Genomic DNA, 14,020 nt, shown 5'->3' on the forward strand with positions numbered 1-14,020 from the left:
TGCACTATAAAATGATAAAGATATGACACTAGAAAAAAACACTATGAAAGCCTGGCAATTAAAAGGTTTTGGTTTGGATAATTTGAAATTAGAAAATATTGCTGTACCAACGCCTGGCAAAAACGAAGTTTTAATCAAGGTTGGAGCTGTTTCGTTAAATTTCCGTGATAAAGCAATTGTTGATGGAATCTATGAGCCAGATATGGTACCAAATCCATTAACGCCTGTATCAGATGCTTCCGGAACAATTGTACAGGTTGGTGTTGATGTAACTAGGTTTAAAGTAGGACAGAGAGTAACCTCTCATTTATACTCAAAATGGATAGAAGGTGCGCCCGCTCATAATGAACCGGATTTCTGTTTTGGTTCTCCGTTACCTGGCGGTCTTGCAGAGTATATGATTATTCATGAAGAATCAGCTGTTTTGGCACCATCAACATTAACTGATGAAGAAGCATCTACTTTGCCAATTGCAGCACTTACAGCTTGGTATTCTCTGGTTACCTATGGTAATTTACAAAAAGGAGATTCTGTATTAATACAAGGAACTGGTGGTGTTTCAATCTTCGGTATTCAACTTGCAAATGCTTTGGGAGCAAAGGTTATTGTTACGACTAGCAGTAATAAAAAAGGAGAATGGGCTCGTAAATTAGGTGCTCAGGAAATAATCAATTATGTAGAAACTCCCGACTGGGCTGCCGAAGTAGTTAGATTAACCGATGGGAAAGGTGTAGATCAGCTATTGGAAGTAGTGGGGGGAGATGGATTAAACGATTCTGTTAAAGCAACGAAAGTTACTGGGCAAATATCGGTTATAGGATTCTTAGCGGGTCAAACTACAGATCTTAACTTAATGCAGGTGATTTTCAGACAGACTAAAATTCAGGGTATCGCAGTTGGTAACCGTTCTGCATTTGAAGAAATGAATAAAGCTTTTGACCTGTATAATATTAAACCGGTTATTGAGAAAGTATATCAATTTGAAGATGCCATTGAAGCTTATCATCATTTAGCAAAAGGCGCATTTGGAAAAATTGTAATTAAAGTTAGTTAAGTATCGCACATATTATAATTCATATACTTTAATAACTTAACATATTAGTTAAAAACATTAAAGGGTTCGAACCAGAAAACTCAGTAGCCACTAAGGTTAATCAATCAAAAATATAGATGGTTTAGTCCGAATCATAAAAAAGCCTGTAAAATATTGATTTTACAGGCTTTTTGTTTTTTAAAGTGACCTTGACGGTACAGAATTCGAACCATTCATTGGAAGATCTGAGGATTTTAAATGATGCCTAATTTTAGGATTTGAAATTAGTATTACTATTGGTTATCTGTGTTTACGTTGATTCAATAAAGCAGCAGGTTCACCGAAATTTATACCCATGTCAGCATTAAAAGCGTTCGGTAAATTAAAAGTCCTTTTGATGATTTATAAGTTTATTATTATATATTTGATAATAAATAACCTGCCACTTATCAGACTTATCTACCCAATTTGGAGGTTATATGACGTCAGTAGTATATACTAGTTGGTGGCAATAATCCAGAAAATCATAACTAAAAAGAAAAAATATGTTTTCACTTTTTAACAAGAAAAACAACAAGACAGAAATACCAAATTGGGCTTCGTTTTTTGAAAATTCCGAATATTCTACATTCATATATGAAATTGAAAATTATTTTAGAAAGTTAAATATTGAAATTGAAATTTCCGATGGAATTATACTTGTAACTGAAAACGAATTAGGATTTAGTAATTTAGGATTAAGCAATGTTGCGCAAAATTGCAAACAAGACAAACCAAAAAATTATAAGAATATAATTAAGGATCACTTCAATTCATTGATAGAAGCAAACAAATTCGAAATAGAATTTGAAAAAATTGTGGATAACTTTGAGGAAGTTAAAAAATATATCGGAGTAAGATTATACAACGATGAATATATTGATTATGTTGGAAAAGAGTTTGCAATTGGAAAAGAATTTGAAGGAGATATTTATTCTATGCTTGTATTTGATTTTCCGCACAGCATAGCAAATATAAAACCAGAACAAATAAAAAAATGGGAGAAATCTATTGATGAACTTTTTGAAATTGGACTGCAAAATATTAAAGACAAATATCCACCAACAATAACAAAAGAAAATTTTAATGTTTTTGACATTTGGTTTGCAAATTCCGACCATTTCTTTACGCCAAATATAGTTTATGATTTAGAAAATCAAAAAGAACTAACAGGAAGTAAAGGTTTGTTAATTGGAATTCCACATAGACATTCAGCAATAATTTATCCAATTGAAAATTTAGAAGTTGTAAAAGCAATAAATGGAATTTTTCCTGCAATTTACAATATGAATTTAGAAGGTCCAGGTTCACTTAGCAATAAAGTTTTTTGGTATAATGACAGAGTTTTTACTGAAATTCCATATAAAATGGAAGATGGAAAATTGCAATTATTTCCACCAGATAATTTTCTGAAATTATTAAATGAACTAACTTGATAAATAAAATTACTGCCACCAACAGCTACAACGGGTTTGGGTAATTGACTTAATGGAAAAATGGCTTTGTATTTGGATGATTTATTTGACAAACATAAAGAATGAACTTAGTTTAGTCTCAAACCATTTGTAGCACGAGAACGTTATGTACAGGAAAACCCAAAAAACAATGCGGAAATTTATAACAATAGCAATAGTCTTTATTAATTTTAGTTTTATAAATCTTGGAATGGATTATTCAATTGAAGCTAATGTGAAAACAAAATGCAAAGATGATTTTCCTCCAAGATTATCATTTTTCTTTGAACAAATTGGAGGTTTTGGAGATAAAAGCATGGTTGCTCAAGTAGAAAAAATTCTAAAGATTGATCTCTCAACATTTCAAGAATATGATTATATGGATAATGAAGAATCATCAGATAAGTATTGGAAAAACACAACCACATTCGAAGCTGTAATAGATAAATTAATTTTAAAAATTAATACAAATCCAAAATATTACGAAAAGGTAAAATACAATCCTATAAAATCAGAATATGCATTTTCTTCTGATACAAATGAAATGAAGAAGATTAAAGCTAAAGAACAAGAATATGAAAATCATCCAATGTATGGCTATCCATACGATAATAAATATTTAAGTAGTGGAGCTATAGTTGAAGATTTAGAAATACTGAAAAACATATTGAAGTGTTATAAAAAAAATGGAGCAACAAAAATCAAATTGAGTTACGACTAAATTAACTACACTTGACGGCTACTACAACTGATTGGTCAATTTGCATAATTGATGTGCTAACTCATCATTGAGTTAAGCTGAAAACTACATTAGCTTTTAAAGTTGAGAAAGAAAATCGTAAATCTTTACAGATCCATGATGGGCTTCGAACCAAAATTCCCTGTAAATGAAGGCATTTAGAAAACTAGAAAAAATCCTGCAAAATAAATACTTTGCAGGTTTTCCTTTTTTCTAGTGACCACGGTAGGGTTCGAACCTACAACCCTCAGAGTCGAAATCTGATATTCTATCCAGTTGAACTACGCAGTCATTTTAATTATAGCATTCCTATTTAGATTGTTAATTGGAAACCTAAAATGGAATACTATAATCTATTTTTTTAAACTAATAATTTCTTTACAATTGCTGAGATCGTTTTCCCTTCAGCAGTTCCACCTAATTGAGCAGAAGCTAATCCCATAACCTTACCCATTGATGCAATTCCTGAAGCCCCAGTTTCAGCAATAATTTTAGCGATTACAGCTTCAATTTCTTCTTCACTTAATTGTGCAGGTAAGAATTTTTCAATTACAGCTACTTGCGCTAATTCTGGCTCAGCCAAATCAGGACGGTTTTGTTCTGTAAAAATTCTAGCACTTTCTTTACGGGTTTTAACTAATCTTTGAAGTAATTTAATTTCATCATCTTCAGTTAATTCTTCTTTTGTTCCAGAAGCAGTAGCTGCCAATAACATTTCTGATTTGATAGCTCTTAAAGCTTCTAATGCTACTGTATCTTTAGCTCTCATGGCGTTTTTAATTTCGTCCATGATTATTGTTTGTAAACTCATCTTAAGTTTTATTTTTAAATAAGCGATGCTTATCTGATTTGAAAATTTGATTTTGACTTCGAAATTGAGTTGAATTTGACAATGAAATTCAACTAATTTTAATTCTGTGCGAAGATAAAAAAAATAACCCGAAAATTAAATTCAATTTTCGGGTTACCTCATTTTGATTTTATCGTATTAATCTACGTTGTCGTGCAAAAATGAATTATTAGAACGCAACTGTAAATCATTATTACTATCTGTTCCTACAGAGATTCTAGAATTTGTATTATTTTGCGAATTATTTGAAAGATCAATACCTAATCTTTTATAGGCTGGTTCTTTCTCTAGTTCTTCAACTCTAGAAACGTTATTATGGAACTTATAATTAAATTCTTTTAATTTTTTTCTTCTTTCGTCAGCTCTCAATCGTAATGTTTCTTCGATTGTTAACTCCATAGGAGATACCTCTTCAGAAAAATTAGTTTCTGGTACTGCTGCTCTTTGGTGAACTGTAATATTTAACTCTTCTGGAATAACTTCTTCAATTACTTTTTCAGCAGGTTTTGATGAAGTTAAATCATTTTCAAGTTCCATATACTCTTCTAGAGAATACTTGATAATTCCGTTATCAGAAAGTTCCGTAACTGGTACGAATTGAACTGGCTGATTTACTTTAATATCACGTGCTTCATTTGTTAATTCAAACAATACTCTAGTATCTTCTTTTACAGGCTCAGCTTTTACTTCTGGCTCAGCTCTAAAAATAGGCAAATCAAAAGAGAAAGTAGTTTGTTCTTCCTTTTCTACGATTTTATGTTGAACAGCTCTTACAGGGGCAACTTCTGGAGCTGAAATTGTAAAATCAATATCTGTAATTGGAGAAACGATTTCAAAAGTTACATCTAAATTTTTAATAAATTCAGACATTACAACTAATTCATCTTCGTTAATCACTGGTGATTGAACTATTGGCGCCACCGCTGTAGGTTCTGGTCTATCGTCAAGTAATTCAAAAACTATTTTTTCTTCTGCTTTTGGTGTTGATGGTGTTTCAGCATTTAAATCAAAAGAGGTAAGTGTTTTATTTGTTAAATTATGAACACTTCTTTGTTCATCTTCTAACGTATGTATAATCTTTTTAGGCTCAGTATTTACGATTTCGTTTTGTTGTTCAACATCAAAACCTGTCGCAATAATTGTAACAGCAATAGCATCACCTAGAGTTTCGTCTTCACCAACCCCCATAATGATATTAGCATTAAAACCCGCTTCTACCTGAATATGATCATTGATTTCACCTATTTCATCTAGTGTAATCTCATTAGAACCTGAAACGATAAGCAACAATACGTTTTTGGCTCCAGTAATTTTATTATCATTTAACAACGGAGAATCTAATGCCGAAATAATAGCGTCTTTTGCTCTGTTTTCTCCAGATGCAGTAGATGATCCCATTATAGCAGTTCCACTGTTTGATAATACCGTTTTAGCATCACGTAAATCGATATTTTGAGTATAGTGATGCGTAATTACTTCAGCAATACCTCTTGAGGCTGTTGCCAAAACTTCATCCGCTTTAGAAAACCCTGCTTTGAAACCAAGATTCCCGTATACTTCTCTTAATTTATTATTATTGATTACAATTAATGAATCGACTTGCTTACGTAACTTTTCGATACCCAAAAGCGCTTGCTCCTGACGTACTTTTCCTTCGAAAAGAAACGGAATAGTAACGATTCCAACTGTAAGAATCTCTCTTTCCTTAGATAATTGTGCAATTACTGGTGCAGCTCCTGTTCCGGTACCACCACCCATTCCTGCAGTAATAAATACCATCTTGGTATTGCGATCCAACATCTTTTCGATGTCTGCAATACTTTCGATAGCCGACTGTTGTCCTACATCAGGGTTAGCACCTGCTCCTAAGCCTTCTGTTAGATTAACTCCTAACTGAATTTTATTAGGCACAGAACTATTTTGTAGCGCTTGTGAATCGGTATTACAAACGATAAAATCTACCCCTTTGATTCCTTGTTTAAACATGTGGTTTATAGCATTACTACCTCCACCTCCTACACCGATAACTTTTATCACATTTGATTGATTTTTTGGTAAATCAAATGAAATACTTCCAAATTCTGAGTTGCCCATCATATTTTTGGTTTTTTGATATTAAATATTAATTCTTGTCTTGTTTTGTAATCGCTTATTCAGCGTTATCTAAAAAATCTTTGATTTTATCGACATAGCGGTCAAAAAATGATCTTCTTATTTTTGTTTCAGTCGATTCTTCTTTAACTACTTTCTTCACTTCTTCAACAGTTTCTACATAAGATTCTTCAACCTCATGTTGTTGCTGCTGTACCGGAGCTCTATATATTGGTGCCTTTGGCTGTTCTACAACATCCATTCTTACGGCACTTTGAGTACTATTTTCAATACTGTTCATTACTAAACCTACAGCTGTAGCATATAATGGGCTTGATATTTCTTCATTTGAATTACCTGCCAAATGCTCATTTGGATATCCAATTCTGGTATCCATTCCTGTAATGTACTCTACTAATTGCTTAATGTGTTTTAGTTGAGCTCCACCACCTGTAAGAACGATTCCTGCAATTAATTTTTTGCGAGGATCTTCATGTCCGTATGCTTTTACTTCTGTAAAAACCTGATCTACAATTTCGACTACACGCGCATGAATTATTTTTGATAAATTCTTTAAAGAGATTTCTTTTGGTTCTCTTCCTCTTAATCCCGGAATAGAAACAATTTCATTGTCTTTATTTTCACCTGGCCATGCCGATCCGAATTTAATTTTCAATAATTCAGCTTGTTTTTCGATAATCGAACAACCCTCTTTTATATCATCTGTAATTACGTTTCCTCCAAAAGGGATTACAGCTGTATGACGAATGATTCCGTCTTTAAAAATTGCTAAATCTGTTGTGCCGCCTCCTATGTCAATAAGCGCTACTCCTGCTTCTTTTTCTTCCTGACTCAATACTGCATCTGCCGAAGCTAATGGTTCTAATGTTAAGCCTGATAATTCAATTCCTGAACTTTGGATACATCTTCCTACGTTTCTAATAGATGAAGCTTGTCCTACTACAACGTGAAAACTAGATTCCAATCTCCCACCGTACATTCCGATTGGCTCTTTAATCTCCGATTGTCCATCAATTTTAAATTCCTGTGGTAAAACATGAATTATTTCTTCACCTGGTAACATTGCAAGTTTATTAACCTGATCTATTAAAAGCTGAATATCATTTTCACCAATCACCTCTTCAGGATTGCTTCTGCTAATGTAATCTGTATGCTGGATACTACGAATATGCTGTCCTGCTATACCTACAACTACGTCTTTAATCTTGTAACCCGAATTATTCTCCGCTTCATGTATCGCTTGCTGAATAGATTGTATTGTTTGAGTAATATTGTTCACAACACCTCTCGCAACACCTAAGCTTTTTGATTTTCCTATTCCTAGAATCTCAAGCTTACCATATTCATTCTTCTTACCTATCATGGCAACAATTTTGGTTGTACCAATATCTAGACCTACTGCAATATTATCTTTTCCCATTATCTATTATTTTGTGCAAACTACTTGTTCCGTAAACCTAAGATCTATCTTACTATATTTATATAACGAACTATCTAAAACTGCCTTTTGAAAAAAGGCTTTATAATTATTAAATTTTCGTTCAACATTTATCGTTCTGCCGAAATCTATCTCGTAATTAAAATTTCTGTTAAGCATTTTTAAGCTACCATTAGGCATAATTTCAATCGCAATGATGTTTTTTTTCAAAAATGCATCGTCATAAATCATGCGGAATAATGTAGCTAATTCTTCGTTATTTTCTTTATTTAAATTCCCTGAAACAAGAGGAACTCTAGCTGTAAAATTATCAGATAAAGGCATTTTACCCCCCTCATAATCAACATAAAACGACTCATTCCCGTTCATAATGCGGGCTATCGGGGTTTTTTGTTTTACTACTGCTTTTAGAATACCATCAATACTCACAAAAACATCCGATTTTTCAATCATCTCTTGCGTATTAAGGGCTTTCTCTATCTTATTCAAATCTAACCCTTCTTTTTTAATGCTAGAAGCATCTCTTTTATTTTCTATTAACAATTTATTAACCGCTTCTGGCTTGATAAAAATAGAGTTTTCCCCTACAAAAACAACAGTGGATTTCTTTAGTTTTCGCTCTCCATTTCTATGTGAAGTAAACGAAAACAAAACGATAACTACCCCAAATATGAGGATTAACCGAATATTTGTCCAATTAATTAATTTCATTTAAAATATTTTTAATCGATGGTACTAATTCTCCTAAATCACCAGCTCCAATAGTCACAATCACAGTTGCATCACTCGCTTTAATCGAGGCTAACAAATCATTTTTAGCAACTATTTTCCTGTTAGAATTACTCATTTTATCCATTAACCATTGCGATGTAATACCTTCCATTGGCAACTCTCTTGCAGGATAAATATCTAATAAAATTATTTCATCAAAAGCTGATAAACTTTTGGCAAAACCATCAGCAAAATCTCTCGTTCTACTAAACAAATGTGGCTGAAAAACAGCTAATACTTTTTGCTCAGGATACAACTCTCTAACAGCCTGATTTACTGCATTTATTTCTGTCGGATGATGTGCATAATCATCTATATAAACCAATTTATCAGTTTTTATCTGATAAGAAAAACGTCTTCTTATTCCTTTAAATGAAGCTAAAGCTTTCGCAATTGCATCAGTCGAAGTTCCGTATGTTTTTGCCATAGCAATAGCCATTAGCGCATTCATTAAATTATGTTTTCCTGGTAACCCAAAATGCAAATCTTTCATAATTTCTGATGGCGTTTGCACATCAAAAACATAACTTCCATTTGCTATTCTAACATTAAATGCTTTGAATGGCGCGTCTTCATTTATAGCACATTGAACTCCTTCTAGCGGTAACTCTTTGGTTATAAAAAGGTTATTTTTATCCTCTACTTTTGAAGCAAATTCTACAAAAGATTCTTCAATCGCTTCGCTTGTTCCATAAATATCCAAATGATCCGCATCCATTGATGTAATACAAGCAATATTTGGATGTAAATGCAAGAACGAACGATCAAATTCATCTGCCTCAACAACAGTAATAGTTTTTCCGTTACCTATTAAATTCGAATTATAATTCTCAACAATTCCACCTACAAAAGCAGTAACATCAGCTCCACTTTCGTAAAGAATATGTCCCAGAATACTAGATGTTGTTGTTTTACCGTGTGTACCAGCTACAGCAAACGAAAACGTATCTTTTGTAATAATTCCTAAAACCTCGGCTCTCTTCTTAACCTGATAATTTCTTTCCAAAAAATAATTCCACTCCGAATGTTTATTCGGAACTGCTGGCGTGATTATAACCAATGTGTTCTCTACAAAATAATCATTCGGAATTAAATTAATATTATCCTCAAAATGAATATTAATTCCACTTTCGATTAGTTCATTTGTAAGCGTTGAAGGTGTTTTGTCGTAACCTGAAACCTGTTTTCCAATGTTCTTGAAATAACGAGCCAGGGCACTCATTCCGATGCCTCCAATTCCTATAAAATAGACGTTCTGTATTTGGTTTAAATTCATTTCTTTTTTTGCTTTAGGCTTTAGGCACTACGCTTTAATCGTAAACCTTAAACTTTATGACTGTTTTTTTATTTTATCAACTTTATAATTTCTGCAACAATTGCTTTTGTTGCACCTGGCCTTGCCAATTTTTTTATATTTTCTCTAAGCTGTTTTTGCTTTTCTTCATCCTTTAACAACGCTTCAAAAACAATGCTAAACTCGCTATTTAACTCAGATTCTTTCAATAAAATCGCACCTTTCTGATCTACAATAGCTTGCGCGTTTTTAGTTTGATGATCTTCAGCTACATTTGGTGACGGAATAAAAATAACTGGCTTCCCAACTATGCACAATTCCGAAACCGACGATGCTCCTGCTCTTGAAATGATAATATCTGCAGCTGCATAAACAAAATCCATTCGCTCTATAAAATCAACCACCTTTACATTTGGCTGATTGTATTTTTTATAATCTTCAAAATACAACTTCCCACATTGCCAGATAATCTGAACATTTTGAGAAAGCATATCAGGTAATTCTTTTTCTATTAATTGATTAACTCTTCGAGCACCAAGACTCCCTCCAAGCACCAATAACGTTTTTTTATTTGCATCAAGATTATAGAATACTATTGCTTCATCTCTTTTACTATCGATATCTATTAAATCCTGACGAACTGGATTACCAGTTAAAACAATTTTGTCTACAGGAAAAAATCGCTCTAGATTTTCATACGCCACACAAATTGCACTCGCTTTCTTACTCAATAATTTATTGGTGATTCCTGGAAATGAGTTTTGTTCTTGGATAACTGTTGGAATTCCTGCTGACCCTGCCATTTGTAATAACGGACCGCTAGCAAAACCTCCCGTACCGATAACAACATTAGGCTTAAATGCTTTTATTATTTTTCTTGATTGCAATAAACTACTTATCAACTTAAAAGGAAACATAGCGTTCTGGAAAGTTAATTTTCTTTGTAATCCAGCAATCCAAAGCCCTTTTATTTTATATCCTGCTTGTGGTACTTTCTGCATTTCCATTTTGTCTTTGGCACCAACAAAAAGAAATTCAGCATCGGGATATTGTAATTTTAATTCATTCGCAATTGCAATTGCAGGATAAATATGTCCTCCTGTTCCTCCACCGCTTAATATGAATTTATATTTTGTCATATTTTTAAATGTTACTACATTTTAAAAATTATTATATTTTCTCTTTTTAACTCCAATCATTTCATTACTGCTTCCATTGGATTCTTTACATTATCTTCGATTGAATATCCTTCTTCTTCATTCACTAATTCATTCTCTTCCTCTAATTGTTTATCAATTAATTTTTTTAGTGCCTCTTCTCTTTTTTCCTTTTCTTTTAGCTCTTCTTCTATTTCTTCGTCTTTTTTAGTAACACTAATAATGATTCCTAATGCAAAACAAGTCATCCAAATTGAACTACCCCCACTACTAATAAGTGGCAGTGTTTGTCCTGTTACTGGCAATAATTCAACTGCAACAGCCATATTAATCATCGCCTGAAATATCATTGGAAAACCGAGCCCGACGACGACTAACTTCCCAAATAAAGTATTGGCTTTATGCGATGCAATTACAAATCTAAACATCAGCAATAAATACAAGCCCAATATTGTCAGCCCGCCAATCAATCCGTATTCTTCAACAATAATTGCATAAATAAAATCGGAAGATGATTGTGGTAAGAAGTTCTTCTGAACACTTTTTCCAGGTCCCAAACCTCCTAATTTTCCAGATGCAATAGCAATTTTTGCTTTCTCTATCTGATAATCATCTTCATCTGGCTTATCAGTTGTAAAATTCTCGATTCGACTTCCCCATGTTCCTACCCTGCTAAAAAAGCGAGAATCAGGAAAAGCTTTCGCCAAGAGAAGAAAAAACAGAAACATTACTACTCCTGAACCAATAATTAATCCGATATATTTTAAAGGATACCTACCAATAAAAGTAAGCATCAATACCATCGAAAAGATAAGCGCTGTTGTCGAGAAATTCGCTGGTAAAATAAGCATCAGCGTAATAAAAACCGGCATCCAAAGCTGAATTAACGAAGTCTGAAAAGGTTCATCCTCATCTCTGGTTTTTGATAAATATCGCGCCACAAAAATAAACAATACCATCGATGCCAATGTAGATGTCTGGAATGTGATTCCGATAAACGGAACCTGAATCCAACGACTTGCATTTGCTCCGGCAATAACAGTTCCTTTTAAAAGTGTATAAGCTAATAATATCCAGACCACTGGTAAAGCTACTTTTGAGATTGCTCTAAAATAATGGTACGGCACTTTGTGTACCCAGTAAATAATTAAAAAACCTATACAAATATGAGCTAAGTGTTTTACCAAATAACCCAATGTATTTCCAGTTCCATGACCTATATAAGCCAAATTACTACTCGCACTAAAAACAGGCATAAACGAAAACAAAGCCAATAAAGCCACGAATGACCATATTACCCTATCTCCCTTTAATTTGTTTACTAGTTCTTTCATTTTATATTTTTAGATTTATGAATTTAGATTTTTATAAATTCTTAATTCTAGCTCATTACACTAATTCTATTATTCACCGCCTTTAAACTGTTCACTAAAATGGCAGTTAACTCATTTCCTTCTTTCCAAATTGTTTCTAATTCAGATATGCTAACCCATTTTTTTTCTGCTATAATTTCGATCCAAAATAAAGTTTCATCGGTTTTCTCTAAAACAATCTCCATTTTTGATGCCAATTCTTCGTCGCTTTTTGCTCTACAAACCGCTCTATAATCTGCTCCTACCGAAGTTCCGCTTTTAATAATTTGACTTGCAATTATTTCACTTGAACCAAAATTTGGTAATTTCTCAGCCAAATTTATAACCATCACAGAAAACTTCTTTGTTTTTACTTTCATTCCATCTGTCGTCATATCTATACTATCTTTTTTATGATTAACGTTAAAACCTTAGTCCTTACGAATAATTATAGATTATGCACTGCTTGCTTGAATTGCTTCCCTCTATCTTCATAGTTTTCAAATAAATCAAAACTTGCACAAGCTGGAGACAATAATACCGTGTCACCTTTTTCAGTTAAACGTTGCGCTGTTTTTACAGCATCCGCCATATTATTAACTTCAACCATAATATCAACTACATTACCAAAAGCATCAATTATTTTTCGGTTGTCAACACCAAGACAAATAATTGCTTTTACTTTTTCACGAACCAATGACATTAATTCGTTGTAATCATTTCCTTTATCAACTCCACCAACTATCCAAACTGTTGGAACATTCATACTATCCAATGCAAAGAATGTAGCATTTACATTTGTTGCTTTTGAATCATTGATATATTGTACATTCTGAATTTTCAGAACTTTTTCTAAGCGGTGTTCAACGCCTTGAAAATTAGATAAACTCTCACGAATTGTTGCATTTCTTATTTGCATCAATTTAGCTACTGAACTTGCTGCCATTGCGTTTTTCAAATTATGTTTTCCTTCTAAAGCAATGTACTCAGTATCCATTGTAAACTCTTCTTGGTTAATCTTAATTTCCATTTTGTTGTTTTTTATAAATGCTCCTTCATCGAATTCTTTAGTCAATGAAAAAGGAATTAGTTTTGCTTTTGTCGTATTATTTTTAAGCCATTCGGCTGATGCTTCATCATCGCCATCATAAATAAGATAATCACTTTCTGTTTGATTCATTGTTACTCGAAACTTCGAGTTAATATAATTCTCATATTTATAGTCATATCTGTCTAAGTGATCTGGACTAATATTGGTTATAATAGCAATATCTGGCCTGTAATCTATGATTCCATCTAATTGAAAACTGCTTAACTCAAGCACATAAAAATCAAATTTGTTTTCGGCTACCTGCCATGCAAAACTCTTTCCGATATTACCTCCCAATCCAACATTTAATCCTGCAGATTTCAACAAATGATAGGTTAACATCGTTGTTGTTGTCTTACCGTTACTTCCTGTAATTCCAACTGTTAGTGCTTCTGTAAAAGGCTTTGCAAACTCAATTTCGGAGATTACTTTAATTCCTTTTTTTACTAAACTCTTAACTATTGGTGATTTCTCAGGAATACCAGGGCTTTTCATTACCACATCGGCATTTAAAATTAGGTCTTCGGTATGTTTGCCTTCTTCCCATGCAATTCCGTTAATGATAAGAACTTCTTTATAACTCTCGTTTATCTTTCCATAATCAGAAACAAAAACATCATATCCTTTTTTCTTTCCAAGAATAGCAGTACCTACACCGCTTTCTCCTCCACCTAAGACTACTAACCTCATA

At 32.9% G+C, this 14,020-nt stretch carries 12 protein-coding genes and 1 tRNA gene; 3 read left to right on the forward strand and 10 right to left on the reverse strand.

The genetic code is table 11. The features are described from left to right. The first annotated feature begins 22 nt into the window (after positions 1–22). The 3 genes from OIU80_RS09865 (at position 23) to OIU80_RS09875 (ending at position 3,247) form a co-directional block, all read left to right on the forward strand. Positions 23–1,054, forward strand: a complete 1,032-nt coding sequence (locus OIU80_RS09865) for a zinc-dependent alcohol dehydrogenase family protein (RefSeq protein ID WP_264286849.1) — start codon at positions 23–25, stop codon at positions 1,052–1,054. 524 nt (positions 1,055–1,578) lie between these two features. After that, the gene (locus OIU80_RS09870) at positions 1,579–2,508 is read left to right on the forward strand and encodes a hypothetical protein (protein ID WP_264286850.1); all 930 of its coding nucleotides are present in this window, start codon (positions 1,579–1,581) and stop codon (positions 2,506–2,508) included. A 229-nt stretch (positions 2,509–2,737) separates the two neighbouring features. Next, complete coding sequence (locus OIU80_RS09875; protein ID WP_264286851.1) at positions 2,738–3,247, forward strand: hypothetical protein; 510 nt, start codon at positions 2,738–2,740, stop codon at positions 3,245–3,247. Between the two features lie 235 nt (positions 3,248–3,482). Here the strand turns inward: OIU80_RS09875 and OIU80_RS09880 are convergent. The 10 genes from OIU80_RS09880 to murD all read right to left on the reverse strand — a co-directional run bounded on the left by OIU80_RS09880 (position 3,483) and on the right by murD (position 14,019). Then, a tRNA-Arg gene (locus OIU80_RS09880) sits at positions 3,483–3,556 on the reverse strand. A 70-nt stretch (positions 3,557–3,626) separates the two neighbouring features. Beyond that, on the reverse strand, positions 3,627–4,076 hold the full coding sequence (locus OIU80_RS09885; RefSeq protein ID WP_195736754.1) for a GatB/YqeY domain-containing protein: 450 nt from the start codon (positions 4,074–4,076) through the stop codon (positions 3,627–3,629). 177 nt (positions 4,077–4,253) lie between these two features. After that, positions 4,254–6,212 carry a cell division protein FtsZ gene (gene ftsZ, locus OIU80_RS09890; RefSeq protein WP_264286852.1) on the reverse strand — a complete coding sequence of 653 codons (1,959 nt, stop codon included), beginning with the start codon at positions 6,210–6,212 and terminating at the stop codon, positions 4,254–4,256. Positions 6,213–6,264: 52 nt separating this feature from the next. Further along, entirely contained in the window at positions 6,265–7,647 is a 1,383-nt protein-coding gene (gene ftsA / locus OIU80_RS09895; RefSeq protein ID WP_264286853.1) for a cell division protein FtsA, read from the reverse strand. 6 nt (positions 7,648–7,653) lie between these two features. After that, positions 7,654–8,376 (reverse strand): cell division protein FtsQ/DivIB, encoded by a 723-nt coding sequence (locus tag OIU80_RS09900; protein ID WP_264286854.1) that lies wholly within the window; start codon positions 8,374–8,376, stop codon positions 7,654–7,656. Further along, positions 8,363–9,712 carry a UDP-N-acetylmuramate--L-alanine ligase gene (gene murC / locus OIU80_RS09905; protein WP_264286855.1) on the reverse strand — a complete coding sequence of 450 codons (1,350 nt, stop codon included), beginning with the start codon at positions 9,710–9,712 and terminating at the stop codon, positions 8,363–8,365. Before murC ends, OIU80_RS09900 begins: the two co-directional genes overlap by 14 nt. A gap of 68 nt (positions 9,713–9,780) precedes the next feature. Continuing rightward, positions 9,781–10,869 (reverse strand): undecaprenyldiphospho-muramoylpentapeptide beta-N-acetylglucosaminyltransferase, encoded by a 1,089-nt coding sequence (gene murG / locus OIU80_RS09910; protein WP_264286856.1) that lies wholly within the window; start codon positions 10,867–10,869, stop codon positions 9,781–9,783. 56 nt (positions 10,870–10,925) lie between these two features. After that, positions 10,926–12,221, reverse strand: coding sequence for an FtsW/RodA/SpoVE family cell cycle protein (locus OIU80_RS09915; RefSeq protein ID WP_264286857.1), 1,296 nt, complete (start codon positions 12,219–12,221; stop codon positions 10,926–10,928). Positions 12,222–12,268: 47 nt separating this feature from the next. Then, a complete protein-coding gene (locus OIU80_RS09920) occupies positions 12,269–12,634 on the reverse strand; it encodes a four helix bundle protein (RefSeq protein WP_264286858.1) in 366 nt (121 codons plus the stop codon). A gap of 53 nt (positions 12,635–12,687) precedes the next feature. Beyond that, positions 12,688–14,019 carry a UDP-N-acetylmuramoyl-L-alanine--D-glutamate ligase gene (gene murD, locus OIU80_RS09925; RefSeq protein WP_264286859.1) on the reverse strand — a complete coding sequence of 444 codons (1,332 nt, stop codon included), beginning with the start codon at positions 14,017–14,019 and terminating at the stop codon, positions 12,688–12,690. Position 14,020: the final 1 nt, after the last annotated feature.

It is taken from the genome of Flavobacterium frigoritolerans (genome assembly GCF_025847275.1).
GTDB lineage: Bacteria > Bacteroidota > Bacteroidia > Flavobacteriales > Flavobacteriaceae > Flavobacterium > Flavobacterium frigoritolerans.

Coding starts and splice junctions, on each gene's coding strand:
- OIU80_RS09870 (WP_264286850.1), top strand. CDS start 1,579: ATGTTTTCACTTTTTAACAAGAAAAACAACAAGACAGAAATACCAAAT.
- OIU80_RS09865 (WP_264286849.1), top strand. CDS start 23: ATGACACTAGAAAAAAACACTATGAAAGCCTGGCAATTAAAAGGTTTT.
- murD (WP_264286859.1), bottom strand. CDS start 14,019: ATGAGGTTAGTAGTCTTAGGTGGAGGAGAAAGCGGTGTAGGTACTGCT.
- OIU80_RS09915 (WP_264286857.1), bottom strand. CDS start 12,221: ATGAAAGAACTAGTAAACAAATTAAAGGGAGATAGGGTAATATGGTCA.
- OIU80_RS09920 (WP_264286858.1), bottom strand. CDS start 12,634: ATGACGACAGATGGAATGAAAGTAAAAACAAAGAAGTTTTCTGTGATG.
- OIU80_RS09885 (WP_195736754.1), bottom strand. CDS start 4,076: ATGAGTTTACAAACAATAATCATGGACGAAATTAAAAACGCCATGAGA.
- OIU80_RS09900 (WP_264286854.1), bottom strand. CDS start 8,376: ATGAAATTAATTAATTGGACAAATATTCGGTTAATCCTCATATTTGGG.
- ftsA (WP_264286853.1), bottom strand. CDS start 7,647: ATGGGAAAAGATAATATTGCAGTAGGTCTAGATATTGGTACAACCAAA.
- OIU80_RS09875 (WP_264286851.1), top strand. CDS start 2,738: ATGGATTATTCAATTGAAGCTAATGTGAAAACAAAATGCAAAGATGAT.
- ftsZ (WP_264286852.1), bottom strand. CDS start 6,212: ATGATGGGCAACTCAGAATTTGGAAGTATTTCATTTGATTTACCAAAA.
- murC (WP_264286855.1), bottom strand. CDS start 9,712: ATGAATTTAAACCAAATACAGAACGTCTATTTTATAGGAATTGGAGGC.
- murG (WP_264286856.1), bottom strand. CDS start 10,869: ATGACAAAATATAAATTCATATTAAGCGGTGGAGGAACAGGAGGACAT.